Annotated in this window: 26 protein-coding genes; 17 read left to right on the top strand and 9 right to left on the bottom strand. The window is 59.1% G+C overall.

What is annotated here, in order from left to right:
• Positions 1 to 118 precede the first annotated feature (118 nt).
• The 6 genes from scpC (at position 119) to NQL71_RS27875 (ending at position 5,531) form a co-directional block, all read left to right on the top strand.
• Positions 119 to 1,612 (top strand): succinyl-CoA:acetate CoA-transferase ScpC, encoded by a 1,494-nt coding sequence (gene scpC / locus NQL71_RS27900; protein ID WP_046818710.1) that lies wholly within the window; start codon positions 119 to 121, stop codon positions 1,610 to 1,612.
• 319 nt (positions 1,613 to 1,931) lie between these two features.
• Positions 1,932 to 2,147, top strand: a complete 216-nt coding sequence (locus tag NQL71_RS27895) for a DUF1127 domain-containing protein (protein ID WP_007902752.1) — start codon at positions 1,932 to 1,934, stop codon at positions 2,145 to 2,147.
• A gap of 335 nt (positions 2,148 to 2,482) precedes the next feature.
• On the top strand, positions 2,483 to 2,800 hold the full coding sequence (locus NQL71_RS27890; RefSeq protein ID WP_046818709.1) for a DUF2388 domain-containing protein: 318 nt from the start codon (positions 2,483 to 2,485) through the stop codon (positions 2,798 to 2,800).
• A 106-nt stretch (positions 2,801 to 2,906) separates the two neighbouring features.
• The gene (locus NQL71_RS27885; protein WP_274643673.1) at positions 2,907 to 3,224 is read left to right on the top strand and encodes a DUF2388 domain-containing protein; all 318 of its coding nucleotides are present in this window, start codon (positions 2,907 to 2,909) and stop codon (positions 3,222 to 3,224) included.
• A gap of 28 nt (positions 3,225 to 3,252) precedes the next feature.
• Positions 3,253 to 3,573 (top strand): DUF2388 domain-containing protein, encoded by a 321-nt coding sequence (locus tag NQL71_RS27880; protein WP_046818707.1) that lies wholly within the window; start codon positions 3,253 to 3,255, stop codon positions 3,571 to 3,573.
• Positions 3,570 to 5,531 carry a DUF7844 domain-containing protein gene (locus NQL71_RS27875; protein WP_248686046.1) on the top strand — a complete coding sequence of 654 codons (1,962 nt, stop codon included), beginning with the start codon at positions 3,570 to 3,572 and terminating at the stop codon, positions 5,529 to 5,531. The genes NQL71_RS27880 and NQL71_RS27875 overlap by 4 nt, the downstream gene beginning before the upstream one ends.
• Before the next feature lie 93 nt (positions 5,532 to 5,624).
• Here NQL71_RS27875 and trpA read toward each other — a convergent pair whose 3' ends face one another.
• Both trpA and trpB read right to left on the bottom strand, forming a co-directional pair.
• Positions 5,625 to 6,437, bottom strand: coding sequence for a tryptophan synthase subunit alpha (trpA, locus tag NQL71_RS27870; protein WP_046818705.1), 813 nt, complete (start codon positions 6,435 to 6,437; stop codon positions 5,625 to 5,627).
• Positions 6,437 to 7,657: a tryptophan synthase subunit beta gene (gene trpB / locus NQL71_RS27865; RefSeq protein WP_046818704.1), complete on the bottom strand. Its 1,221-nt coding sequence runs from the start codon at positions 7,655 to 7,657 to the stop codon at positions 6,437 to 6,439. Before trpB ends, trpA begins: the two co-directional genes overlap by 1 nt.
• A 113-nt stretch (positions 7,658 to 7,770) precedes the next feature.
• Here trpB and NQL71_RS27860 point away from each other — a divergent pair, with 113 nt between their 5' ends.
• On the top strand, positions 7,771 to 8,688 hold the full coding sequence (locus NQL71_RS27860; protein WP_077185135.1) for a LysR family transcriptional regulator: 918 nt from the start codon (positions 7,771 to 7,773) through the stop codon (positions 8,686 to 8,688).
• Here the strand turns inward: NQL71_RS27860 and NQL71_RS27855 are convergent.
• The gene (locus NQL71_RS27855; protein WP_077185133.1) at positions 8,661 to 8,987 is read right to left on the bottom strand and encodes an ElaB/YgaM/YqjD family protein; all 327 of its coding nucleotides are present in this window, start codon (positions 8,985 to 8,987) and stop codon (positions 8,661 to 8,663) included. The two genes, NQL71_RS27860 and NQL71_RS27855, sit on opposite strands and share 28 nt — an antisense overlap.
• Before the next feature lie 157 nt (positions 8,988 to 9,144).
• Here NQL71_RS27855 and NQL71_RS27850 point away from each other — a divergent pair, with 157 nt between their 5' ends.
• Together NQL71_RS27850 and NQL71_RS27845 are read left to right on the top strand one after the other, a co-directional pair.
• Positions 9,145 to 9,360, top strand: coding sequence for a dodecin (locus NQL71_RS27850; protein ID WP_007940746.1), 216 nt, complete (start codon positions 9,145 to 9,147; stop codon positions 9,358 to 9,360).
• A 121-nt stretch (positions 9,361 to 9,481) separates the two neighbouring features.
• On the top strand, positions 9,482 to 9,706 hold the full coding sequence (locus NQL71_RS27845) for a DUF1161 domain-containing protein (protein WP_046818701.1): 225 nt from the start codon (positions 9,482 to 9,484) through the stop codon (positions 9,704 to 9,706).
• A 61-nt stretch (positions 9,707 to 9,767) separates the two neighbouring features.
• On the opposite strand, the gene NQL71_RS27840 is transcribed toward NQL71_RS27845, so the two are convergent.
• Positions 9,768 to 10,769, bottom strand: coding sequence for an LLM class flavin-dependent oxidoreductase (locus NQL71_RS27840; RefSeq protein WP_046818700.1), 1,002 nt, complete (start codon positions 10,767 to 10,769; stop codon positions 9,768 to 9,770).
• 240 nt (positions 10,770 to 11,009) lie between these two features.
• On the opposite strand from NQL71_RS27840, the gene NQL71_RS27835 reads away from it, so the two are divergent.
• Positions 11,010 to 11,441 (top strand): OsmC family protein, encoded by a 432-nt coding sequence (locus NQL71_RS27835; protein WP_046818699.1) that lies wholly within the window; start codon positions 11,010 to 11,012, stop codon positions 11,439 to 11,441.
• A 143-nt stretch (positions 11,442 to 11,584) separates the two neighbouring features.
• Complete coding sequence (locus NQL71_RS27830; protein WP_046818698.1) at positions 11,585 to 11,818, top strand: DUF1161 domain-containing protein; 234 nt, start codon at positions 11,585 to 11,587, stop codon at positions 11,816 to 11,818.
• 6 nt (positions 11,819 to 11,824) lie between these two features.
• Here the strand turns inward: NQL71_RS27830 and NQL71_RS27825 are convergent, their stop codons facing one another.
• Positions 11,825 to 12,244, bottom strand: coding sequence for a PA0061/PA0062 family lipoprotein (locus NQL71_RS27825; RefSeq protein WP_046818697.1), 420 nt, complete (start codon positions 12,242 to 12,244; stop codon positions 11,825 to 11,827).
• Positions 12,245 to 12,284: 40 nt separating this feature from the next.
• The gene (locus NQL71_RS27820; RefSeq protein ID WP_046818696.1) at positions 12,285 to 12,707 is read right to left on the bottom strand and encodes a PA0061/PA0062 family lipoprotein; all 423 of its coding nucleotides are present in this window, start codon (positions 12,705 to 12,707) and stop codon (positions 12,285 to 12,287) included.
• Positions 12,708 to 12,766: 59 nt separating this feature from the next.
• Here NQL71_RS27820 and NQL71_RS27815 point away from each other — a divergent pair, with 59 nt between their 5' ends.
• On the top strand, positions 12,767 to 13,843 hold the full coding sequence (locus NQL71_RS27815; protein ID WP_166620743.1) for an aminopeptidase: 1,077 nt from the start codon (positions 12,767 to 12,769) through the stop codon (positions 13,841 to 13,843).
• 103 nt (positions 13,844 to 13,946) lie between these two features.
• Here NQL71_RS27815 and NQL71_RS27810 read toward each other — a convergent pair whose 3' ends face one another.
• Positions 13,947 to 14,597, bottom strand: coding sequence for an HAD family hydrolase (locus tag NQL71_RS27810; RefSeq protein WP_077185129.1), 651 nt, complete (start codon positions 14,595 to 14,597; stop codon positions 13,947 to 13,949).
• A gap of 28 nt (positions 14,598 to 14,625) precedes the next feature.
• Positions 14,626 to 15,171 (bottom strand): gamma carbonic anhydrase family protein, encoded by a 546-nt coding sequence (locus NQL71_RS27805; protein WP_046818693.1) that lies wholly within the window; start codon positions 15,169 to 15,171, stop codon positions 14,626 to 14,628.
• 90 nt (positions 15,172 to 15,261) lie between these two features.
• Between NQL71_RS27805 and prlC the strand changes: the two genes are divergently transcribed.
• The gene (gene prlC / locus NQL71_RS27800) at positions 15,262 to 17,313 is read left to right on the top strand and encodes an oligopeptidase A (protein ID WP_046818692.1); all 2,052 of its coding nucleotides are present in this window, start codon (positions 15,262 to 15,264) and stop codon (positions 17,311 to 17,313) included.
• Positions 17,310 to 17,597 (top strand): YheV family putative zinc ribbon protein, encoded by a 288-nt coding sequence (locus NQL71_RS27795; protein WP_046818691.1) that lies wholly within the window; start codon positions 17,310 to 17,312, stop codon positions 17,595 to 17,597. The genes prlC and NQL71_RS27795 overlap by 4 nt, the downstream gene beginning before the upstream one ends.
• Positions 17,598 to 17,657: 60 nt before the next feature.
• Here the strand turns inward: NQL71_RS27795 and NQL71_RS27790 are convergent, their stop codons facing one another.
• Entirely contained in the window at positions 17,658 to 17,963 is a 306-nt protein-coding gene (locus tag NQL71_RS27790; RefSeq protein WP_046818690.1) for a hypothetical protein, read from the bottom strand.
• A 194-nt stretch (positions 17,964 to 18,157) separates the two neighbouring features.
• On the opposite strand from NQL71_RS27790, the gene NQL71_RS27785 reads away from it, so the two are divergent.
• The 3 genes from NQL71_RS27785 to NQL71_RS27775 all read left to right on the top strand — a co-directional run bounded on the left by NQL71_RS27785 (position 18,158) and on the right by NQL71_RS27775 (position 21,807).
• Entirely contained in the window at positions 18,158 to 19,216 is a 1,059-nt protein-coding gene (locus tag NQL71_RS27785; protein WP_274643672.1) for a PA0069 family radical SAM protein, read from the top strand.
• A 242-nt stretch (positions 19,217 to 19,458) separates the two neighbouring features.
• Positions 19,459 to 20,190 (top strand): carbonic anhydrase, encoded by a 732-nt coding sequence (locus NQL71_RS27780; protein WP_046818688.1) that lies wholly within the window; start codon positions 19,459 to 19,461, stop codon positions 20,188 to 20,190.
• A gap of 90 nt (positions 20,191 to 20,280) precedes the next feature.
• Positions 20,281 to 21,807 carry a SulP family inorganic anion transporter gene (locus tag NQL71_RS27775; RefSeq protein WP_248686045.1) on the top strand — a complete coding sequence of 509 codons (1,527 nt, stop codon included), beginning with the start codon at positions 20,281 to 20,283 and terminating at the stop codon, positions 21,805 to 21,807.
• The last annotated feature ends 61 nt before the right edge of the window (positions 21,808 to 21,868 follow it).

Here is a 21,868-nt window from a genome sequence, read left to right as displayed (position 1 = left end):
GTGTTTTGTCTGTAAGTACCGGAATAGACGCCTCGTTTGCGACCTTGGTAGCGGGACAGGGCCTCAACAAATTCACTAGACTGGAGGTCCTGCTACCCGTTGCCCGAGATAACAATTCATGTACCGTGACCGTATTCGCCTGCCTTCGTTGTTGGATAAAGTGATGAGCGCCACCGAGGCTGCCGCTCTGATTGAGGACGGCATGACCGTCGGCATGAGCGGCTTCACCCGCGCCGGCGAAGCCAAGGCCGTACCCCACGCGCTGGCCGAACGGGCCAAGGTCACACCGCTGAAGATCAGCCTGATGACCGGCGCCAGCCTGGGCAACGACCTCGACAAACAGCTCACCGAGGCCGGCGTATTGTCGCGTCGCATGCCGTTCCAGGTGGACAGCACCCTGCGCAAGGCGATCAACGCCGGCGAGGTGATGTTCATCGACCAGCACCTCTCGGAAACCGTCGAGCAACTGCGCAATCAGCAATTGAAGCTGCCGGACATCGCGGTGATCGAAGCCGTCGCCATCACCGAGCAAGGCCATATCGTGCCGACCACGTCCGTGGGCAACTCGGCCAGCTTCGCGATCTTCGCCAAGCACGTGATCGTCGAGATCAACATGGCGCACAACCCGAACCTCGAAGGCCTGCACGACATCTATATTCCGACCTATCGTCCGACCCGTACGCCGATTCCCCTGGTCAAGGTCGATGATCGCATTGGCAGCACCGCCATCCCGATCCCGCCGGAGAAGATCGTCGCGATCGTGGTCACCCATCAGTCCGACTCCCCGTCCACCGTGCTGCCACCGGACGTGGATACCCAAGCCATCGCCGATCACCTGATCGACTTCTTCAAGCAGGAAGTCAGCGCGGGGCGCATGACCAACAAGCTCGGCCCGCTGCAAGCCGGTATCGGCACCATCGCCAACTCGGTGATGTGCGGCCTGATCGATTCGCCTTTCGAAGACCTGACCATGTACTCCGAGGTGCTGCAGGACTCGACGTTCGACCTGATCGATGCCGGCAAACTGAGCTTCGCATCCGGCAGTTCGATCACCCTGTCGAGCCGGCGCAACGCCGACGTGTTCGGCAACCTGGAGCGCTACAAGGACAAACTGGTGTTGCGCCCGCAGGAAATTTCCAACCACCCTGAAGTGGTCCGTCGCCTCGGCATTATTGGCATCAACACCGCCCTTGAGTTCGATATCTATGGCAACGTCAACTCCACCCACGTCTGCGGCACGCGGATGATGAACGGCATCGGCGGCTCGGGTGACTTCGCGCGCAACGCGCACCTGGCCATCTTCGTGACCAAGTCCATCGCCAAGGGCGGGGCGATTTCCAGCGTGGTCCCCATGGTCAGCCACGTCGACCATACAGAACATGACGTGGACATCCTCGTCACCGAAGTTGGCCTGGCGGACCTGCGCGGCCTGGCACCCCGGGAGCGGGCACGCGTCATCATCGACAACTGCGTACACCCGGATTACCGCCAGGCCCTGAACGACTACTTCACGGCGGCCTGCGCAATCGGCGGGCACACCCCGCATATCCTGCGTGATGCACTGAGCTGGCACATGAACCTGGAAGAAACCGGAAGAATGATCGCCGTGTAATTGGTACAGATGGCAGCTGACACAAACACAGTTTGGTCAGCTTGCCGTTGCCAAGCAGAATCTCGCCAAAAACTGTACTGCTGTACCGGTCATTTCCTACTGAATTATCCTACATCCATCGACCAAAAGAGCAAAAATGCACCACAATGGCGCAGACAGGTACAGTTGCTTCATTTTCGACCAGTACACCGCCTATAAACAGTTAACTGAGCTCTCACAATACAGATGAACTGTATCTACAGAGACTAGGCAAACGAGAGGATCATGGGCACCAGTCAAGCCACTACCTAATCCCGCCATAAGCGGAAGGATGTAAACCATGGAACGTACACTCAGTTCCGAGCTGTTCTTCGAAGACACCGCTGCAAAAACCCAGGCTTCCATGCCTCTGCGCGTTATCGCCAACCTGATGCTGTGGCAGCGCCGCATCTCCAGCCGCCACCAACTGGCTCGCCTGGATTCGCGTCTGCTGGCAGATGCCGGGATTAGCGAAGCACAACGCTACGAAGAGCTGAGCAAGCCGTTCTGGCGCTAAGCAGCTCGCTGGCTCTGACCTGCACGGTCCACCGCCAGCAACCCGAATTGAACAAACAAAGCCCGTCGTGGGAAACCACGACGGGCTTTGTCGTTTCAGAGACCGTTCGCGCACGACCAGTACAGTTTTTCTATCTACAGATTAGACCGATACAGTTACTCGACGGCTTTTCATCTGTTCAAACTGATTTCCAGCAACCTTTTCTCATATAGGCTGTTCGAAACGCCCTGCCCAGGCCTAATATCAAACCAGAACGTGGCGCCCCCCGAGTGTCTGGCGTCTGATCATCAGACACTGCGCCACCTCTTTATCGTCTTATCCAAAGGAGTTACACCATGTCCCGTCTTCGTCTGCTCAGCGCTGCAGCCTTGCTTGCCGTGGCGGCCAATGCCCACGCCACCAGCTTCATCGTGACCACCGATGCCGTCGTCGGTGCACTCAAAGCCACCTCCGACGCGACGTCCGACGTCACGTCTTCGTTCAAGGACGACAAGATCGTACTCGCGGCCCGCGACGACGCCGCCAGCTTCGTCGCCAGTGAAGGCAACATCCGTGGCGTAAAACTGGAAAGCGCGCTCGATCACATTCGCCATCAGGCTCCACAGCTGAACGCAACCGACGCACAATTGGCCCAGGCCATCCTGACCATCTAAGCGTTGGCCTGATGGGGGACACGCTTGCCGTGTCCCCATGTTTGCGCGCTGGCTCTAGCCCGGCCCTTGCGCTAGCCTTGGGACTCACTTTCAACTGTCGAGTCTCATGCGTTTTCTTTCACATCTGATCATTGCTCCTGTCTTACTTGCAGCCAGCTACTCGGGGGCGGTCCATGCCTTCGACGCGTTCAACCTGTCTACCCAGGGCGTTGTGGCCAGCAGTTATGCCTCAAGCCTGGTGACCTCTGCCCCTTTCGACCATAAACTGCTCATCGCCGCCCGGGATGATGCCGCAGCATTCATCGCCAGTGATGGTCAAATGAGAGGCGTTCGACTGGAGTCGGCCCTGGTTTTCCTGCGCCAGGCCCAGCCAAAACTTCATGCCAGCGACCTTGAACTGGCACAGGCAATTCTCGTCCAATAGTTATCCCAAGTTCCTCCGGAGTCGTTCCATGCGTAACCCGCTGATAGTTGCCACCCTTGGCCTGCTGTTGTTGGCTGATGTGGCCCAGGCCCAAACCCTGGTTGCCACCAGCAACATCCTCATTCGTGCCACCCAGCGCACACTGGATTTCACTTCCGACACCACGACGTCGATCCGCGACTCGAAAATCGTCCGCGAAGCCCAGGACGATGCCGCCAGCTTCGTCGCCAGCAACGGCGATATTCGTGGCGCACACCTGGAATCGGCTCTCAACTTGTTGCGCACTCGCGTTCCGCAAGCCCGCGATGCCAGTGACCAGGATCTCGCCGAAGCCATCCTCGCACTGTGAGGTCTCCAGCTGCCTTGCTGTTGGCCGGGGTCGTGCTGCTGTTTGGCAACACGGCCCACGCCGACCTCCAACTGCACCTCAAGACCGAAGGCCTGAGCCCCGCGCAACAGCACGCCAGCCAGGCGTTGCTGGATGAAGCGATGCAGGCATTGCCGCCGCGGTTTATCGAGCAACTCGACCGGCGCATTGACGTCGGCTGGACCGACGGCATGCGCAGCGATGCCTATGGCCAGGCCTCGCCGGTATCCGAACTCGACCTGAATCGAAAGCTGCTGGCCAGCCTCACCGACGGCAGTGCGGCGACCAAGAAGACCAATCGCCCCCATGGCACCGTGCGCCGGGAACTACTCGCCACGGTATTGCACGAGCTGACCCACATTTATGACCGCGCACGCCTGTGGCCGAATGCGGAGCGCGCACTGATTCAACGCTGCACCCGCCAGGAGAGCAGCTCGGGGCTGGTGGGCATTCCTGACCAATGCCGGGGCCAATCCGGCCGCCGCTTCACCCTCAGCGACGACCCGCGCCTGCTTGACCTCGCCGGTTGGCAGCAATATGTTGGCCGGCGTGGCGAGCGCGAACAGCACAATCGCCAGATCGCCCGCAGCCCGGACATCTACGAGATCAGCAGCCCGAAGGAGTTTGTCGCGGTCAACATGGAGTATTTCCTCCTCGACCCGAGCTACGCCTGTCGTCGCCCTGCGCTGTACCGCTACTACAAGGAGCAATTCGGCTGGGCACCCGCCGCCAAAAGCGAGTGCGCCAAGACTTTCGCATTCCTCAACGCGGGCAATGACTTCGCCAAGACGCCCCTGGGCCAGGTTGATCCGGAGCGGGTCTACGCCGTCGACTATCTCTTGGCGGAGGCCAACCAGAACTGGGTGAGCCGTTGGGGCCACAGCATGTTGCGTCTGGTGATTTGCGCACCGGGCCGGCCCCGCGGGCCAGATTGCCGCCTCGACCTGGACCAGCACCTGGTACTGTCCTACCGCGCGTTCGTGGGCGACGTACAGCTATCGAGCTGGGATGGCCTGGTGGGTAAATACCCGTCTCGCCTGTTCGTGCTGCCCCTGGCCCAGGTGATCGACGAATACACCAAGACCGAGCTGCGCAGCCTTGCCTCCGTGCCGCTGAACCTGTCTCGAGACGAGATTGAAAACGTGGTGGAACGTGCCGCCGAGATGCACTGGAGTTATGACGGCAACTACTTCTTCCTGTCGAACAACTGCGCTGTAGAAGAGCTGAAGTTACTGCGTGGCGGCACCAACAACGCAAAACTGGTGGCTCTGGACAACATCATGCCCAATGGGCTGCTGGAAGTGTTGAAGGGCCGCGGGCTGGCGGATACCAGCGTGCTGGACGACCCGCGTGAAGCACTTCGCCTGGGTTACCGCTTTGACTCTTTCCGCGATCGCTACCAAGCGATGTTCGAAGTATTGCGAAAGCGCCTGCCGATCAAACAGGAAAAGGTTGAAGACTGGCTGTCCCTGAGTGCAGCAGAGCGCCGGCAATGGTTCGATCAGGCAGATTTGCGCACCAGCGCAGCCTTGCTCTTGCTCGAACAGGCCAGTTATCGCCAGCAGTTGCTTCTGGCCCAAGACGAGGTGAAACAACGTTACCTGGGGGCCCGCGAGCTGAAAAACGGCGGAATGGACAAAGCCAACGCGACCTTGAGGCAGATTCTCGACAACAGCGGTTTCCTCAGTCGTCCGGCGGAATTGCTCGGCAGCGGCGGCTATGGCCTGCCGCAACCTGCTGAATGGCAACGCCTGGAATCGGAAACCAGCCTGCGGCAGAAACAGCTTCAGGTGTTGACCGGGGACCTGGACAAGGAAGTCAGGGCGCTGCTCGATCCAGACCGTGCAGCAGAGATGGCGGCCAACGAAGCCAATGTGAAGCAGATTGGCGAACACCTGCGCAAGTTGCACAAAGCGTCGGGTGGTTTGCAGTTGCCGTAAAAAAGGGCTTCAGAACGTAGTCCTGAAGCCCTCGGTCTTGCTGGTTAGTCTGTGTCGCGAGGCTCTAATTCCTCTGTATCAGGAACTTTATCTTCAGCTGACACGGGCCTTACGCACACCATCGGCCAACGCCGAGCACAAGCTCAGCACGCCATCGACCGCTTGGTCCGGTGTCGTGGCATTGGCGATCTGATCGATCAATGCCGAACCCACTACCACGCCATCAGCCAGACGCGCGATGTTCGCCGCCTGCTCAGGCGTACGAATGCCGAAGCCGATGCTGATCGGCAGGTCGGTATGGCGACGCAGACGCGCAACCGCTTCTTCGACGTGCTCCAGGGTTGCCGCACCGGCACCGGTCACACCGGCCACCGATACGTAGTAGACAAAACCGGAGCTGCCATTGAGCACGGTCGGCAGACGCACATCATCAGTGGTCGGTGTGGTCAGGCGGATGAAATCGATGCCCGCGGCCTGGGCCGGGTCGCACAGTTCGCCGTTATGCTCGGGCGGCATGTCGACAACGATCAGGCCGTCGACGCCGGCCTCTTTCGCCTCGGCAATGAACCGCGGCACGCCGTATTTATGGATCGGGTTGAAGTACCCCATCAGCACCAGCGGCGTTTCGTTGTTGTCCTTGCGGAACTCACGCACCATTTCCAGGGTTTTCGCCAGGTTCTGCTTGGCGCCCAGGGCACGGATGTTGGCCAGCTGGATCGCCGGGCCGTCAGCCATCGGATCGGTGAAGGGCATGCCCAGCTCGATCACGTCGGCGCCTGCGGCTGGCAGGCCCTTGAGGATCGCCAGCGAGGTGTCATAGCCCGGGTCGCCAGCGGTGACGAAGGTCACCAGGGCGGCGCGATTCTGTTCCTTGAGTTCGGCAAAACGCGTTTGCAGGCGGCTCATCAGTGTTTCTCCTGCTTAGATTGTTCCATATGGTGCATCACGGTCTGCATGTCCTTGTCGCCACGCCCCGACAGGTTGACCACCATCAGGTGATCCTTGGGCAGGGTTGGCGCGCGCTTGAACACTTCAGCCAGCGCATGGGCGCTTTCCAAGGCAGGAATGATCCCTTCCAGGCGGCAGCACTGGTGGAATGCCGCCAGCGCTTCGTCGTCAGTCACCGAGGTGTACTGGACGCGGCCGATGTCATGCAACCAGGCGTGTTCCGGGCCGATGCCCGGGTAGTCGAGGCCAGCGGAGATCGAGTGGGCGTCGATGATCTGGCCATCGTCGTCCTGCAACAGGAAGGTGCGGTTGCCGTGCAGTACACCCGGTACGCCGCCGTTCAGGCTGGCCGCGTGCTTGCCGGTCTCGATGCCATAGCCGGCCGCTTCAACGCCGATGATCTCGACGCTCTTGTCGTCCAGGAACGGGTGGAACAGGCCCATGGCGTTGGAACCTCCGCCGATGCAGGCCACCAGGCTGTCCGGCAGGCGGCCTTCCTGGGCTTGCAGCTGGTCACGGGTTTCCTTTCCGATAACGGCCTGGAAGTCGCGAACCATCGCCGGGTAAGGGTGCGGACCGGCCACGGTGCCGATCAGGTAGAAGGTACTGTCGACGTTGGTCACCCAGTCGCGCAGGGCTTCGTTCATCGCATCCTTGAGGGTGCCGGTACCGGCCACCACCGGAATCACTTCGGCGCCCAGCAGCTTCATGCGAAACACGTTGGCCTGCTGGCGCTCGATGTCGGTGGTGCCCATGTAGATCACGCAGTCCAGGCCGAAACGTGCGGCCACTGTGGCAGTCGCCACGCCATGCATGCCCGCGCCGGTTTCGGCGATGATGCGTTTTTTGCCCATGCGCCGCGCCAGCAGTATCTGGCCGATGCAATTGTTGATCTTGTGCGCGCCGGTGTGGTTGAGCTCTTCACGCTTGAGATAAATCTTTGCGCCGCCACAGAATTCGGTCAGGCGCTCGGCGAAATAAAGCGGGCTAGGACGACCGACGTAATCGCGCTGGAAGTAGGCCAGCTCTTCCTTGAAGGCCGGATCTTCCTTGGCCGCTTCGTATTCACGGGCCAGGTCGAGGATCAACGGCATCAGGGTTTCGGCAACATAACGGCCGCCGAACGCGCCAAACAGGCCGTTGGCGTCAGGGCCGTTGCGCAGATTAGTCTGGGTCATGGGGCGCTCCAGTTGAATTGCGTAGGAAGATAATGGGCTTCACTCTACCCCTGACGCCCGGAGCTGAAAACCGATAAGATCGCTACAACCTGTCAGGAAAACTCACAGATCACATGAGCCATGACCTCCCACCGCTGAACGCCTTGCGCGCCTTCGAAGCCACGGCCCGGCTAAACAGCGTCAGTCAGGCTGCCGAACAGCTGCACGTCACCCATGGTGCGGTCAGCCGGCAGCTGAAAGTGCTCGAAGAACACCTCGGTGTGAGTCTGTTCATCAAGGACGGGCGCGGCCTGAAACTCACAGATGCCGGCATGCGCTTGCGTGATGCCAGCGCCGAAGCGTTCGAGCGCTTGCGCACCGTGTGCGCTGAGCTCACGCAAAGCACCGCCGATGCGCCATTCGTCCTTGGCTGCTCGGGAAGCCTGCTGGCGCGCTGGTTCATTCCGCGCCTTGGACGGCTCAACGCTGACCTGCCCGACCTGCGCCTGCACCTGTCCGCTGGCGAAGGCGACCTGGATCCCCGTCGCCCGGGCCTGGACGCCCTCTTGGTGTTTGCCGAACCGCCTTGGCCCGCGGATATGCAAGTATTCGAATTGGCCAGCGAACGGATCGGCCCGGTCATGAGCCCACGGTTCGTCGGTTATGAGCGTCTGCAAACGGCTCCGGCCACCGCGCTGCTCAATGAGTCGTTGCTACACACCACTTCGCGTCCGCAAGCCTGGCCCAGTTGGGCGCAGCAAAGCGGCCTCGACGCCAAGGCGTTGAAATACGGTCAGGGTTTCGAGCATTTGTATTACTTGCTGGAAGCCGCCGTGGCCGGGCTGGGCGTGGCGATTGCCCCCGAGCCGTTGGTGGCGGAGGACTTGAAGGCGGGTCGGCTGGTCGCCCCTTGGGGATTTTGCGAAACCCCCGCTCACCTGGCCCTGTGGTTACCCAAGCGCGCCGCGGACGGGCGCGCCAGGCAACTGGCGCAATGGCTCAAGAATGAGCTGCGCCAGACCGATCATTCCCCGCGTTTAAACAGCAGATAGGCCGCCAGCAAACCCAGAGCACCGACGGCAACCCCGGCTGTCGTCCAGGGATGCTCTTGCGCGTAGTCCCGAGTGGCAATACCGGTTTCACGGGTTTTGACCTTGACCTCTTCATAGGCATCGGTGAGCAGATGACGCGAATGCCTCAAGGCGTTCTCGGCATTGCCTTTAAGCACCTTGAGGGTTTTACGCGACTCGTCCGAGGCGTCGTCCTTCAGGCTTTCCAAGGATTTGAGCAGACTCTCGATCTCCGCTTCCATGCTTTGCAATGAGGCTTTACGTAACGAGCTGTTGGCCATGGTGGCTCTCCTGCATTGTTGATGAGTGGCGTGTGTTGGTTGGGACTTCAGGGACTCGAGAAAGTGCAGTAAATGTGAAGGTCCATGTCGCACCGACCGAAGGAAGTAAGACAGAAAATCACTGCTAGGCTGTAATTCACACCCTAAGGAGAACGCCATGACTGACCATCACACCTATAAGAAAGTCGAACTCGTCGGCTCATCCACCAGCAGTATCGAAGACGCGATCAACAACGCCCTGGCCGAAGCCAACAAGAGTCTCAAGTACATGGAATGGTTTGAAGTGACCGAAACCCGCGGCCATATCAAGGACGGCAAGGCTGCGCACTTCCAGGTGACGCTCAAGGTCGGCTTCCGGATTGCCAGTAGCTGAGGTTGGTCTAGTCTTCTGAACTTGCGCGCTGGCCGAGTGCCATAGGGAATGGCAATGCGCTAGATGCGTTTCCGGCCAATGGCTGGATGCCTTTTTTTGATCCGACCAGAGAATGCGACCGATGAAGAAGTTTATTTTGGCGGTAGGCTTGTTGAGCCTGGCGGGTACTGCCTTTGCTGATAACGGCAAAAATTGCGAGGAATTGAAAGCCGAGATCGCAGCAAAGCTCGATGCCAAGGGCGTTTCCGGTTATTCGCTGGAGATTGTCGATAAAGGCAATGCGTCTGGCGGAAAAATCGTCGGTACCTGCGAGAAGGGCAGCAAGGAAATAGTCTACAAACGTTAGCCCCAACCGATTGCAAACAAAAAGCCGATGCCATCGCATCGGCTTTTTGCGGTTAGCCTGATCAGCCCTTCATGACCTGCGCCAGCAGCTCATAGGAATGCAGACGATCCGCGTGTTCGTACAGGTCGCAGGTGAAAATCAGCTCGTCGGCCTGGGTTTGCTCGATCAGCACTTCCAGCCGGGCGCGGATTTTTTGCGGGCTGCCGATCATCGCCAGCCCGAGGAAATCACTGACGGCTTCTTTCTCATGAGGCAGCCACAACCCCTCCATGGTTTTCACTGGCGGACGTTGTACCAGGCTCTGGCCACGCATCAGGGCGAGAATGCGCTGGAAGACCGAGGTCGCCAGATAGTCCGCCTGTTCGTCCGTGTCGGCGGCTACCAGCGGCACGCCGAGCATCACGTAAGGCTTGTCCAGCACGGCCGACGGCTTGAAATGATTGCGGTAGACACGAATCGCCTCATGCATGAAGCGCGGAGCGAAGTGCGACGCGAAGGCGTAGGGCAAACCGCGTTCGCCTGCCAACTGCGCGCTGAACAGGCTTGAGCCCAGTAGCCAGATCGGGACATTGGTACCGGTGCCCGGCATCGCGATGATTCGCTGGTCCGGCGTGCGCGGGCCGAGATAACGCATCAGTTCGGCCACATCTTCGGGGAAATCATCGGCGCTGCCGGAGCGCTCGCGGCGCAGTGCACGGGCCGTCATCTGGTCGGAACCGGGCGCTCGGCCAAGCCCCAGGTCGATGCGCCCCGGATACAGGCTTTCAAGCGTGCCAAATTGTTCGGCGATCACCAGCGGCGCATGGTTGGGCAGCATGATCCCACCGGAACCGACTCGAATGGTCGATGTACCGCCGGCCAGATAGCCGAGCAGCACGGAGGTCGCGGAACTGGCGATGCCATCCATGTTGTGGTGTTCGGCCACCCAAAAGCGGTTATAGCCGAATTTCTCGACGTGTTGCGCCAGGTCCAGCGAGTTGCGCAACGACTGGGCCGCGCTGCCGTTTTCCCGCACAGGCACCAGGTCGAGGGTCGAAAACTTGATATCGGACAGTCGTTTCATAAACCTGCTTCTCCAATTGAGGGCGCAGGTTTCTTGTTGCAAAGGAAAACCTGCCGAATCCATAAGCGTGTTTCATGCAATGAGGGCATATACCCGAGTTTCAATAGCACGGTGAAATTTACTGACAAAATGGCGCAGCGATCAGATGCGCTGAACTTTGCTGCCCGGTCTATCCTCAGAACCCTAGCGAGCGAAACCACAACGGCGTGACGCTTCGCGCCGGATCTTGAGGAGACAGGCATGGCTATCACAAAGAAAGCATCGGCCCACTGGGAAGGTGATCTGAAAACCGGCATCGGCTCGATTTCCACCGAAACCGGTGTACTCAGGGAGGCGCCGTACGGCTTCAAGGCCCGCTTTGAAGGCGGCAAGGGCACCAACCCGGAAGAGCTGATCGGCGCAGCCCACGCGGGCTGTTTCTCGATGGCGTTTTCCATGATTCTCGGCGAGGCGGGCCTAAAGGCCGACAGCATCGATACCAACGCCGAAGTGACCCTGGATCAGGTAGAGGGTGGTTTTGCGATCACGGCGGTGAAGTTGATTCTCAAGGCAAAAATCCCCGGCGCCAGCCAGGCACAGTTTGATGAGCTGAGCAACAAGGCCAAAGAGGGCTGCCCGGTCTCCAAAGTGCTGAATGCGAAAATCAGCCTCGATGCGACTTTGGTCAATTGAGTCCGGAGTAGAGCAATAAAAGATCGTCCGAAGTTGGCGATCTTTTTTGCGTTATGGCAGATTTGCCCGGTAAAACTGCTGTCGAATAAATGACAGCAGCAAAAACGCATGACCTGTGCGCGCTGCCTCAAGGAGCTTCAACCATGAAACGTTTTGCCTTGGCGGTTATCTGTTGCGGCCTCGCCACTTCGGTCCTGGCGGCACCAAAGCCCTGTGAAGAACTCAAGGCCGAAATCGAAGCAAAGATCCAGGCCCGAGGGGTAACGTCCTACACTCTGGAAATCGTTACGAATGATGAAGTGCACGATCAGAACATGGTCGTCGGCTCGTGCGATGGCGGCACAAAGAAAATCATCTATCAGAAAAATGACCGCTGACCGGTCTTAAGGTACACAGTTAATCTGGCTCTCTTCGGCGACGATCTCGCGTTTTGCGTTATATAGGCGTGCTTCAGGGGTGAACGCCATGGAGCGGGCTTGTAGCAAATAACGCTGACCGGCTTCGAAATGATCGTATTTGATGATCATGTAGCAAAGCCGCTCCGTGGAACCGTTTAACATGTCCGAGCCTCCACCTGGCACTTCAAAATCGAAGCGCACGGTCAGCTCGTGGCGACCAGGGGTGACTTGGAAAAAACGTCCGTCACGCAAGCGTTGGTTATCCAATCGCTCGGCCATCAGCAATTTATCGTTGGGGAATGGCGTAGAGAAGTCGACCCACGCCATGTGCGGATTGGCCGCCGGCATCGGCGTCGAACAGCCGGCGACTGCACTTGCAGTGAGAAACAGCATCAACCTGCGCATGATGAATGTCCCAATGTCAGGATATTCAGAATAGCGCCGATCAGGTCCGTTGGCAGCCGGCCGGTGTTCCCTGGCCAATCACTTTTCGCTGTTGATCGTAAAGCTTGGCCCATGGCCGGAAGCCGATATTCCCCGCTTGCAGTTGATAGCGCTCGCCCGCGTTGAAATCGTTGAATTTCACGTTCATCTGGCAATCACGCCAAAGTGGTTGGGCATCGGGACCGATATTGGTGGGCTGCACTGGGAACTGGTAGCGCACAGTCAGCTCATGGCTGCCGGGCTGAACTTCGAAATAGCGCTTGTCGGCGGCCGCCTTATTGTCCACCTCCAGCGCCAGCAGGGCCGTGTCCTCCTGATGCGATTCCAGATCGATCCATGCTTGCGTCGGATCATGGTGAGGTAATCCGAATCCAGCACACCCGGCCAGCGTCAGCAGGCCTCCCGTCAGCATCAACTTGCGCATAGCGGAGCTCCAGTCAAGCGGGATAGTCTTGCGAGCAGACTCTCCAGGGATTTTTTATTTTGATCAGGCCGCGTCGAAGCCATCGGTTACTTGATCGCGTTTTGCGCATTTTGTTTCCGGGTATGTTGTTTTTGTTACTCAACGGTTGTTCCAGCATCAGCTACTACAGTCAGCTGGCCAGCGGTCAGTTGCAGTTGCTGCGGGCTCGGGAGCCTGTGGTCCGGGTGATTGCCGATCCACAGCGCGATGAGAAACTGCGTGCGCACCTGACCCAATCACAAAGGGCCCGGACCTTCGCCAGCGAGCAACTGCACCTGCCGGATAACCAGAGTTACCGTCTGTATGCTGACATTGGCCGTCCGTATGTAGTCTGGAACGTGTTTGTCACACCGGAATTTTCCCTGGAGCCACAAAACCATTGCTTCCCCATTGCGGGTTGCGTGGCCTATCGCGGCTATTACAGTCAGGGTGCGGCCCGCGGCGAAGCGGCGCTGCAACGCCTGCAAGGCATGGACGTGTCCATCGGTGGCGTAGAGGCCTATTCGACCTTGGGCTGGTTCAACGATCCGATCATGAATTCCATGATGGGCTGGGGCGATGAACGCCTGGCCACGCTGATCTTTCATGAGCTCGCTCATCAGCGCGTTTACGTGAAGGACGACACCGAGTTCAACGAGTCATTCGCCACCTTCGTCGAGCAGGAAGGCACCCGCCAATGGCGGGCGTTTCGCAGCCTGCCGCCGGACAGCACCTTGCTGTCGCAACAACGGGATCAGTTCATCCAGCTGGTCCTGGATACTCGCACCCGGCTGGAAGAATTGTACAGCCTGCCGCTGCCCCCTGAGCAAATGCGCCAGCGTAAAGCGGCGGAATTCGAGCGCCTGCGCGGCGAATATCGCCAGCTGCGTGATAGCCGATGGGCCGGGGATAAACGTTACGACGCGTGGATCAACGCGCCGATGAACAATGCCCGGTTACTGCCGTTTGGCCTGTACGACCAGTGGGTGCCGGCATTTGCGGCGCTGTTCAAGCAGGAGGGTGGGGATTGGCTGAGGTTTTATGCGCAGGTCGAGAAGTTGGGGGCGTTGCCGGTTGATGAGCGCAAGGCGGCGCTGAAAAATTTGGCTGGATCATGAATCTTCGGCGGCGGTGAGGCCCTCTTCACGAGCAGGCTCGCTCCCACAGCGGATGTGAATTTCACACATCTACTGTGTGAGCGAGCTCGCGAAGGCGTTCTGATCAACGCTGCAAAAACGCCTGATGCATCTCATCCAGCGTTTCAAAGTGATAGGTCGGTGCTTCGGCACTCAACTCTTCCCGACTGCCAAACCCGTAACCCACAGCTGCCGCATCCAGGCCATTGCTGCGCGCGCCAATCAGGTCGTGCTTGCGGTCGCCGATCATCAGGGTATGGGCCGGATCCAGGCCCTCCTCAGCCACCAGGTGGGCGATCAGCTCTATTTTGTTGGTCCGGGTGCCGTCCAGCTCGCTGCCGTAAATCACTTTGAAATGCTTGGCGAAGTCGAAATGCCGGGCGATTTCCCGGGCGAAAACCCAGGGTTTGGAGGTTGCAATGTACAACTGTCGCCCTTGTCCGCCGAGCATTTCCAACAATGGTGTGACACCGTCGAATACGCGGTTTTCGTACAGTCCGGTGACCTTGAAGCGTTCTCGGTAGAAGTTCACCGCCGCCCAGGCCTTGGCCTCGTCGAAGTCATAGAACTGCATGAAGGCCTGCAACAAGGGCGGGCCGATGAAGTGCTCGAGCTTGGTCAGGTCGGGCTCATCGATCCCCAGCTTGCCCAGGGCAAACTGAATCGAACGGGTAATGCCTTCGCGCGGGTCGGTCAGGGTGCCATCAAGGTCGAACAGAACGGTTTGGTAATGCATGAATATTCCTGGGCAAGAGCGAGGTGATTCAGAGTCGGTCGTAGCCTTCGGCCAGATGCAGGTCCTTGAGCTTCACGTAGTTCGCCGCGCTGTAGGTGAAAAAGGCCCGCTCCTTATCGGTCAGCGGTCGGATCTGTTTCACCGGGCTGCCCACATACAGGAAACCGCTTTCCAGGCGCTTACCCGGAGGTACCAGGCTACCGGCACCAATAATGACGTCGTCGGCGACCACCGCACCGTCCATGACGATACTGCCCATGCCGATCAATACCCGGTTGCCCACGGTGCAGCCATGCAGCATGACTTTGTGGGCGATCGTAACGTCGTCGCCAATCAGCAACGGGAAACCGTCGGGGTTGAACGGCCCGGCATGGGTGATGTGCAGCACGCAGCCATCCTGCACGCTGGTGCGCGCACCGATGCGGATGCGGTGCATGTCACCGCGAATCACCGTCAATGGCCAGACCGAGCTGTCTTCGCCGATCTCGACATCGCCGATCACTACCGCCGAGCCATCGACAAAAGCGCCCTTGCCGAGCATTGGCGTGTGATTCTGATACTTGCGAAGGTTCACGATAGGGTTTCTCTCTGTTGCTGATAGCTGCGGTGAGCGTCGATTGTAATTAAGATGGCTGCATGTTTCTTCCCAGCCAAGGTGCCAACCGTGAGCGTGAACAACCCTCTTTTGCAGTCCTACGACCTGCCGCCGTTCTCCGCGATCCGTGCCGAGCACGTGCAACCGGCCATTGAACAGATCCTGGCTGACAACCGCGCCGCCATTATCGAGATCCTCAAGACCCAGGGCAAACAACCTACGTGGGCCGGCCTGGTTCTGGCAATGGACGAGCTAAATGACCGCCTGGGTGCAGCCTGGAGCCCGGTCAGCCATTTAAATGCCGTGTGCAACAGCGCCGAACTGCGCGAGGCCTATGAGGCTTGCCTGCCGGCCTTGAGCGCCTACTCCACCGAAATGGGCCAGAATCGTGAATTGTTCCAGGCCTATGAAGCCTTGGCCAACAGCCCGGAAGCCGCCGGTTTCGACGTAGCGCAGAAAACTATCCTGGAACATGCCCTGCGCGATTTCCGTCTGTCGGGTATCGACCTGCCGGAAGCCGAGCAGAAGCGTTACGCCCAGGTACAGAGCAAATTGTCGGAGCTGGGCAGTCGCTTCTCCAACCAGCTGCTGGATGCGACCCAAGCCTGGACCAAGCACATCACCGACGAGGCCGCGCTCGCCGGCCTGACCGACTCGGCCAAGGCGCAAATGGCCGCTGCCGCGCAAGCCAAGGACCTCGATGGCTGGCTGATCACCCTGGAATTCCCGAGCTACTACGCGGTGATGACCTACGCCCACGACCGTGCCCTGCGCGAAGAAGTCTACGCTGCCTACTGCACCCGCGCGTCGGACCAGGGCCCGAATGCCGGCCAGAACGACAACGGTCCGGTCATGGAGGAAATCCTCGATCTGCGTCAGGAACTGGCAAAACTGCTGGGCTTCGCCAGCTTCTCGCAGCTGAGCCTGGCCACCAAAATGGCTGAATCGAGCGATCAGGTGCTGAGTTTCCTGCGCGACCTTGCCAAGCGCAGCAAACCGTTCGCCGCCCAGGATCTGGAACAGCTCAAGGCTTACGCCGCCGAACAAGGCTGCCCGGATTTGCAAAGCTGGGACAGCGGTTTCTACGGCGAAAAACTTCGCGAGCAACGTTACAGCGTTGCCCAGGAAGCCCTGCGCGCGTACTTCCCGATCGACAAGGTGCTCAGTGGCCTGTTCGCCATCGTTCAGCGTCTGTATGGCATCGAGATCGCCGAACAGAAAGGCTTCGACACCTGGCACCCGGATGTACGCCTGTTCGAGATCAAGGAAAACGGCCAGCACATCGGCCGCTTCTTCTTCGACCTGTATGCCCGTGCCAATAAGCGCGGCGGTGCCTGGATGGACGGTGCCCGTGATCGTCGTCGCACCGCCGAGGGCGTGCTGCAGAGCCCGGTGGCCAACCTGGTGTGCAACTTCACTCCGGCCGACAGCGGCAAGCCTGCGCTGCTGACCCACGATGAAGTCACTACCCTGTTCCACGAGTTCGGTCATGGCCTGCATCACCTGCTGACCCGCGTCGAACACGCCGGCGTGTCCGGCATTAACGGCGTGGCCTGGGACGCGGTCGAATTGCCAAGCCAATTCATGGAAAACTGGTGCTGGGAGCCCGAGGGGCTGGCGCTGATCTCCGGTCACTATGAAACCGGCGAACCATTGCCACAGGACCTGCTGCAGAAGATGCTTGCGGCGAAAAACTTCCAGTCCGGCCTGATGATGGTCCGCCAACTGGAGTTCTCGCTGTTCGACTTCGAACTGCATGCCACCCACGGCGACGGTCGCAGCGTGTTGCAAGTGCTTGAAGGTGTACGCGACGAGGTATCGGTGATGCGCCCTCCGGCCTACAACCGTTTCCCTAACAGCTTCGCGCACATTTTCGCTGGCGGTTATGCAGCGGGTTACTACAGCTACAAATGGGCTGAAGTACTCTCGGCCGATGCCTTCTCCAGGTTCGAGGAAGAAGGCGTGCTCAATGCCGAGACTGGCCGTGCGTTCCGTGAAGCGATCCTGGCGCGCGGCGGTTCTCAGGAGCCGATGGTGCTGTTCGTCGACTTCCGTGGCCGTGAGCCTTCGATTGACGCACTCTTGCGCCACAGCGGCCTGAGTGAGGGCGCGGCAGCATGAGTGAGGGTCCTGTGATTACCAAACGACGCTTTATCGCCGGCGCGGTTTGCCCGGCCTGCAGCGAGCCGGACAAATTGATGATGTGGAGTGAAGACGATGTACCGCATCGCGAGTGCGTTGCCTGCGGTTATTCCGATACGCTCAACGAACAAGGTCTGTCCGTACCCAAGGAACTCGGCACCCGGGTCAACACTTCCGCACTCAAGCCTGCGGACACCAAGGTTCAGGCCGTGCAGTTTTTTCCGAATCCGAAACTGAAGAAAAAACCTGACGAGCAGCACTGAGCAGTAAGCGGCACCTCTCATGGCGCAACGCTGTGAGAGGTGTTACTGATCAAGTTTCAGTCAAGGCGCGGCAATGCTGACATAGGCCTTGGCCAGCGCCAGCAGCTTCACCATGTCTTCGGCGTCAATATCGCCGTCACCATCGATATCTTTATTGAAATTACGGATCTTGAATGATCGCCCGCCATCATTTGAAGATGCGATGAGGGTGGTGGAGTCCAGCAAAGCCGTGGTTTCCACGGAATTTTCAGCATCCCAACCCTCTTCTTTCAATGCGAACTGCATCGAAACAAGCACTTCATTGGGATTGACGACAGTCGGACCCAGTTTCTGCAAAAAAATACCGCGACGATTAAGAATCGACATAATTAAATCCTTTTAATTAATACTCAGGTCAATGCGTGGAGCGACCGCAACAATACCGGCCTGGGGAGCGAATCGACCAGACGCGAAATGTATCGTTCAGTGACTATGAGTACAGGTCGAAGAGCTGCCAAACGGCACTGGTCACTCGAACCTCTGCCGTGTACTGTATATAAATACAGCACTCGAGCTATCCCATGAACACGCCATTGCCCCCTCGCGGTCGCGGCACCGCGACCAATCCGCACAATCGCTTCGCCCCCCATCGCTCGGTGGCCGAGGACGACGGCTGGTTTCAGGAAGCGCCGATGACCCAAGGCACCGAGGTGTCCATCGAGACCGCGAAAACCATCATCACGCGCAATACCTCCCCCGACCTGCCCTTCGATCGGTCGATCAATCCTTATCGCGGCTGCGAGCACGGTTGCATCTATTGCTATGCGCGGCCCAGCCACGCCTACTGGGACATGTCGCCAGGCCTGGATTTCGAGACAAGGCTGATCGCCAAGACCAATGCGGCGGACATACTGGAGGAACAACTCTCCAGGCGTGGCTATCAATGTGCACCCATCAACCTGGGGTCCAACACCGATCCTTACCAGCCCATTGAGCGTGAATACAAGATCACCCGCCAAACCCTCGAAGTGCTGCTGCGCTACCGTCATCCGGTGACGATCGTGACCAAAGGTTCATTGATCCTGCGCGATCTGGACCTGCTGGCCGAACTGGCCCGACAAAGGCTGGTGGCAGTGATGATCAGCCTCACCACGCTGGACGACGAGCTCAAGCGTATTCTTGAACCCCGCGCTGCAGCCCCCAAGGCCCGGCTGCGGGCGATCAAGGTGTTGCGAGAAGCGGGGGTCCCGGTGGGCGTGCTTTGTTCTCCCATGATTCCGATGATCAACGACAGCGAAATCGAAAACCTGCTCACGCAAGCCCATGCTGCCGGGGCACAGAGCGCCGCCTACATGATGTTGCGCCTGCCCCTGGAAGTCGCGCCCCTGTTCGAAGAATGGCTGGCGGCCCACTACCCGCAACGTGCGGCGCATGTCCTTAGCCTTATTCGCCAGACCCGTGGCGGAGAGTTGTACGACAGTCGTTTCGGCGCGCGCATGCGCGGTGAAGGTCCATTTGCTGATTTGCTGGCACAACGTTTTGCCAAAGCCATCAAGCGCCTGGGGCTCAACCACCGGGAGGGATTCAACCTGGACTGCGACGCCTTTTGTCCGCCGGGTCGCCAAATGTCGTTAATTTGAGGACAATTGGCCTATGGTTGAGTACTGGGCAAAGCGCTAAAGCACCAGGCCAGTCACGTTTTTTGTGACCTGGAACACAGGTTCTAGAGCGGTTTTTTCAGTTTGAGTTAAGATTCGAAGGATACCTTGTTCATCGAGTGACTGACGGGTCGAGTTTCACGACCTGGATGTTTTTTAAACAGCCACTGGCTTCATACCGGACAAAACGGGATTATCCCTGACTCCGCCAAAGAGGATGAATCATGAGTGACAAGGATAAACAGCCGTTGGCTGCGTCGGCTTCTGCCCAACCCGAGGCGGAAACCGCCGATGCAGCGCTGCAGCATATCGTTGACGGCTTTTTGCATTTTCATCATGAGATCTTTCCGCAACAGGAAGAACTCTTCAAGAAACTCGCTACGGCCCAGCGCCCGCGAGCCATGTTCATCGCCTGCGCCGACTCGCGCATCGTTCCCGAGCTGATCACCCACAGCGCCCCCGGCGATCTCTTCGTGACCCGCAACGTCGGCAACGTTGTGCCACCTTACGGGCAAATGAACGGCGGCGTTTCCACGGCCATCGAGTACGCCGTGCTGGCCCTGGGCGTGCATCACATCATCATTTGCGGGCACTCCGATTGCGGGGCGATGCGCGCGGTACTCAACCCGCAGAGCCTGGAAAAAATGCCTACGGTCAAAGCCTGGCTGCGGCATGCTGAAGTGGCCAAGACCATGGTCCAGGAAAACTGCAATTGCGCTGATGAAAACGAAAGCATGCACATCCTCACCGAGGAAAATGTGATCGCCCAATTGCAGCATTTGCGCACTCACCCCTCGGTGGCCTCGCGCATGGCCAATGGTCAGTTGTTTATCCACGGTTGGGTCTACAACATCGAAACCAGCGAAATAAAAGCCTACGACGCCGACAAGGGTTGTTTCCTGCCGCTTAATGGCAGCCTGCCTATTCCGGTCGCGACGCCCAAAGCGCGCTTCTAAATCCTCCTAAATACCCGTGTGGTTCAGTCGAGGCTGCCAATCAGGCAGCCTGGCTTCGCCATGCCTGAAGAAAACTTCGGGAGAATCATCATGCGTGCTGCGCAACTCAAAACTGTGCTGCCACGGGAGCTGTTGGCTTCGGTGGTCGTGTTTCTGGTCGCCCTGCCCCTGTGCATGGGCATCGCCATCGCTTCGGGACTGCCACCCGCCAAAGGCCTGATTACCGGGATCATCGGCGGACTGGTGGTCGGTTGGCTGGCCGGGTCGCCGCTGCAAGTCAGCGGACCGGCAGCAGGCCTGGCGGTGTTGGTGTTCGAACTGGTACGCCAACATGGCGTGGCCATGCTCGGGCCGATCTTGCTGTTGGCAGGTTTTCTACAACTGGTCGCCGGTCGGTTGAAACTGGGCTGCTGGTTTCGCGTGACCGCACCCGCCGTTGTCTACGGCATGCTCGCCGGGATCGGGGTATTGATCGTCTTGTCACAAATACACGTGATGCTGGACGCCACGCCCAAACCCTCGGGGCTGGATAACCTGGCAGCTTTCCCGGCCGCAGTGGCTCAGGCGTTGCCATCCTTTGGCTGGCAGGCCGGTTTGCTCGGGCTGGGAACGATCGCAGTTATGTGGCTGTGGGAAAAGCTGCGCCCTCATTCCCTGCGCTTCGTGCCCGGCGCGCTGCTCGGCGTAGGGATGGCCACCGTCGTCAGCCTGGCCTTGGCGCTGCAAGTCAAACGAGTGGAAGTGCCGGCCAACCTGGCCGAGGCCATCGACTGGCTGAAACCTGCAGACTTGCTGAACCTGGCTGACCCCACGCTGCTGATCGCTGCCTTCGCGGTAGCCTTCATCGCCAGCGCCGAAACCTTGCTGTCCGCCGCCGCAGTCGACCGCATGCACAGCGGTCAACGTTCGGACTTCGATCGCGAACTGTCTGCCCAAGGCGTCGGCAACATGCTTTGTGGATTGCTCGGTGCGCTGCCGATGACCGGGGTGATAGTCCGTAGCTCGGCCAACGTCCAGGCCGGTGCCACCACCCGCTACTCGACGATTTTCCACGGATTGTGGCTGTTGGCCTTCGTGATGTTGCTATCGAGCGTGCTGCAGAGCATTCCGGTAGCGAGCCTGGCCGGTGTGTTGGTCTACACGGGTTTCAAACTGGTCGATCTCAAGGCTTTTCGCGGTTTGGGTCGCTATGGGCGGATGCCGATGTTCACGTACGCCGCGACGGCTCTGGCGATCATTTTCACTGACCTGCTGACTGGTGTGCTGATCGGCTTTGGCCTGACCTTGGCCAAACTGGCGTGGAAAGCCTCGCGCTTGAAGATCAGCCTGATCGACCTGCCGCAGGATGGGGAAATGGAATTGCGTCTGGTGGGTGCGGCGACCTTTCTCAAGGTCCCGGCGTTGACGCAGGTACTGGGCAGCATTCCAGCGGGTGTGACGGTGCATGTGCCGCTGAATAACTTGAGCTACATCGATCACGCTTGCCTGGAGTTGCTGGAAGAATGGGGTCGGGCGAATGCGGCCAAAGGGTCAAGACTGCTGATTGAGGCACGGGGGTTGAAACGCAGGTTGGAGGGCCGGGTGTGGACCAACACCGGCGTAGGCTCCACCACCTAGACCTTGTAGGAGCCGGCTTGCTGGCGATCCAGGCGACGCGGTGTGTGAGGTAGACCGAGTC

The sequence above is a fragment of the Pseudomonas serbica genome, assembly GCF_028823535.1.
In the GTDB taxonomy this organism is placed as follows: domain Bacteria; phylum Pseudomonadota; class Gammaproteobacteria; order Pseudomonadales; family Pseudomonadaceae; genus Aquipseudomonas; species Aquipseudomonas serbica.
Note: the sequence above shows the minus strand (reverse complement) of the source record. Positions and strands in the feature narration are given on the sequence as shown.

Excerpts from the sequence above, each read along its gene's own strand:
- NQL71_RS27820 (WP_046818696.1), bottom strand. The coding sequence starts at position 12,707 with ATGCGCAAGTTGATGCTGACGGGAGGCCTGCTGACGCTGGCCGGGTGT.
- NQL71_RS27785 (WP_274643672.1), top strand. The coding sequence starts at position 18,158 with ATGAACACGCCATTGCCCCCTCGCGGTCGCGGCACCGCGACCAATCCG.
- NQL71_RS27795 (WP_046818691.1), top strand. The coding sequence starts at position 17,310 with ATGAGTGAGGGTCCTGTGATTACCAAACGACGCTTTATCGCCGGCGCG.
- NQL71_RS27880 (WP_046818707.1), top strand. The coding sequence starts at position 3,253 with ATGCGTAACCCGCTGATAGTTGCCACCCTTGGCCTGCTGTTGTTGGCT.
- NQL71_RS27810 (WP_077185129.1), bottom strand. The coding sequence starts at position 14,597 with ATGCATTACCAAACCGTTCTGTTCGACCTTGATGGCACCCTGACCGAC.
- NQL71_RS27840 (WP_046818700.1), bottom strand. The coding sequence starts at position 10,769 with ATGAAACGACTGTCCGATATCAAGTTTTCGACCCTCGACCTGGTGCCT.
- NQL71_RS27845 (WP_046818701.1), top strand. The coding sequence starts at position 9,482 with ATGAAGAAGTTTATTTTGGCGGTAGGCTTGTTGAGCCTGGCGGGTACT.
- NQL71_RS27775 (WP_248686045.1), top strand. The coding sequence starts at position 20,281 with ATGCGTGCTGCGCAACTCAAAACTGTGCTGCCACGGGAGCTGTTGGCT.
- NQL71_RS27790 (WP_046818690.1), bottom strand. The coding sequence starts at position 17,963 with ATGTCGATTCTTAATCGTCGCGGTATTTTTTTGCAGAAACTGGGTCCG.
- NQL71_RS27890 (WP_046818709.1), top strand. The coding sequence starts at position 2,483 with ATGTCCCGTCTTCGTCTGCTCAGCGCTGCAGCCTTGCTTGCCGTGGCG.
- NQL71_RS27885 (WP_274643673.1), top strand. The coding sequence starts at position 2,907 with ATGCGTTTTCTTTCACATCTGATCATTGCTCCTGTCTTACTTGCAGCC.
- scpC (WP_046818710.1), top strand. The coding sequence starts at position 119 with ATGTACCGTGACCGTATTCGCCTGCCTTCGTTGTTGGATAAAGTGATG.
- trpA (WP_046818705.1), bottom strand. The coding sequence starts at position 6,437 with ATGAGCCGCCTGCAAACGCGTTTTGCCGAACTCAAGGAACAGAATCGC.
- NQL71_RS27860 (WP_077185135.1), top strand. The coding sequence starts at position 7,771 with ATGAGCCATGACCTCCCACCGCTGAACGCCTTGCGCGCCTTCGAAGCC.
- trpB (WP_046818704.1), bottom strand. The coding sequence starts at position 7,657 with ATGACCCAGACTAATCTGCGCAACGGCCCTGACGCCAACGGCCTGTTT.
- NQL71_RS27825 (WP_046818697.1), bottom strand. The coding sequence starts at position 12,244 with ATGCGCAGGTTGATGCTGTTTCTCACTGCAAGTGCAGTCGCCGGCTGT.
- NQL71_RS27780 (WP_046818688.1), top strand. The coding sequence starts at position 19,459 with ATGAGTGACAAGGATAAACAGCCGTTGGCTGCGTCGGCTTCTGCCCAA.
- NQL71_RS27850 (WP_007940746.1), top strand. The coding sequence starts at position 9,145 with ATGACTGACCATCACACCTATAAGAAAGTCGAACTCGTCGGCTCATCC.
- NQL71_RS27895 (WP_007902752.1), top strand. The coding sequence starts at position 1,932 with ATGGAACGTACACTCAGTTCCGAGCTGTTCTTCGAAGACACCGCTGCA.
- NQL71_RS27830 (WP_046818698.1), top strand. The coding sequence starts at position 11,585 with ATGAAACGTTTTGCCTTGGCGGTTATCTGTTGCGGCCTCGCCACTTCG.
- NQL71_RS27855 (WP_077185133.1), bottom strand. The coding sequence starts at position 8,987 with ATGGCCAACAGCTCGTTACGTAAAGCCTCATTGCAAAGCATGGAAGCG.
- NQL71_RS27835 (WP_046818699.1), top strand. The coding sequence starts at position 11,010 with ATGGCTATCACAAAGAAAGCATCGGCCCACTGGGAAGGTGATCTGAAA.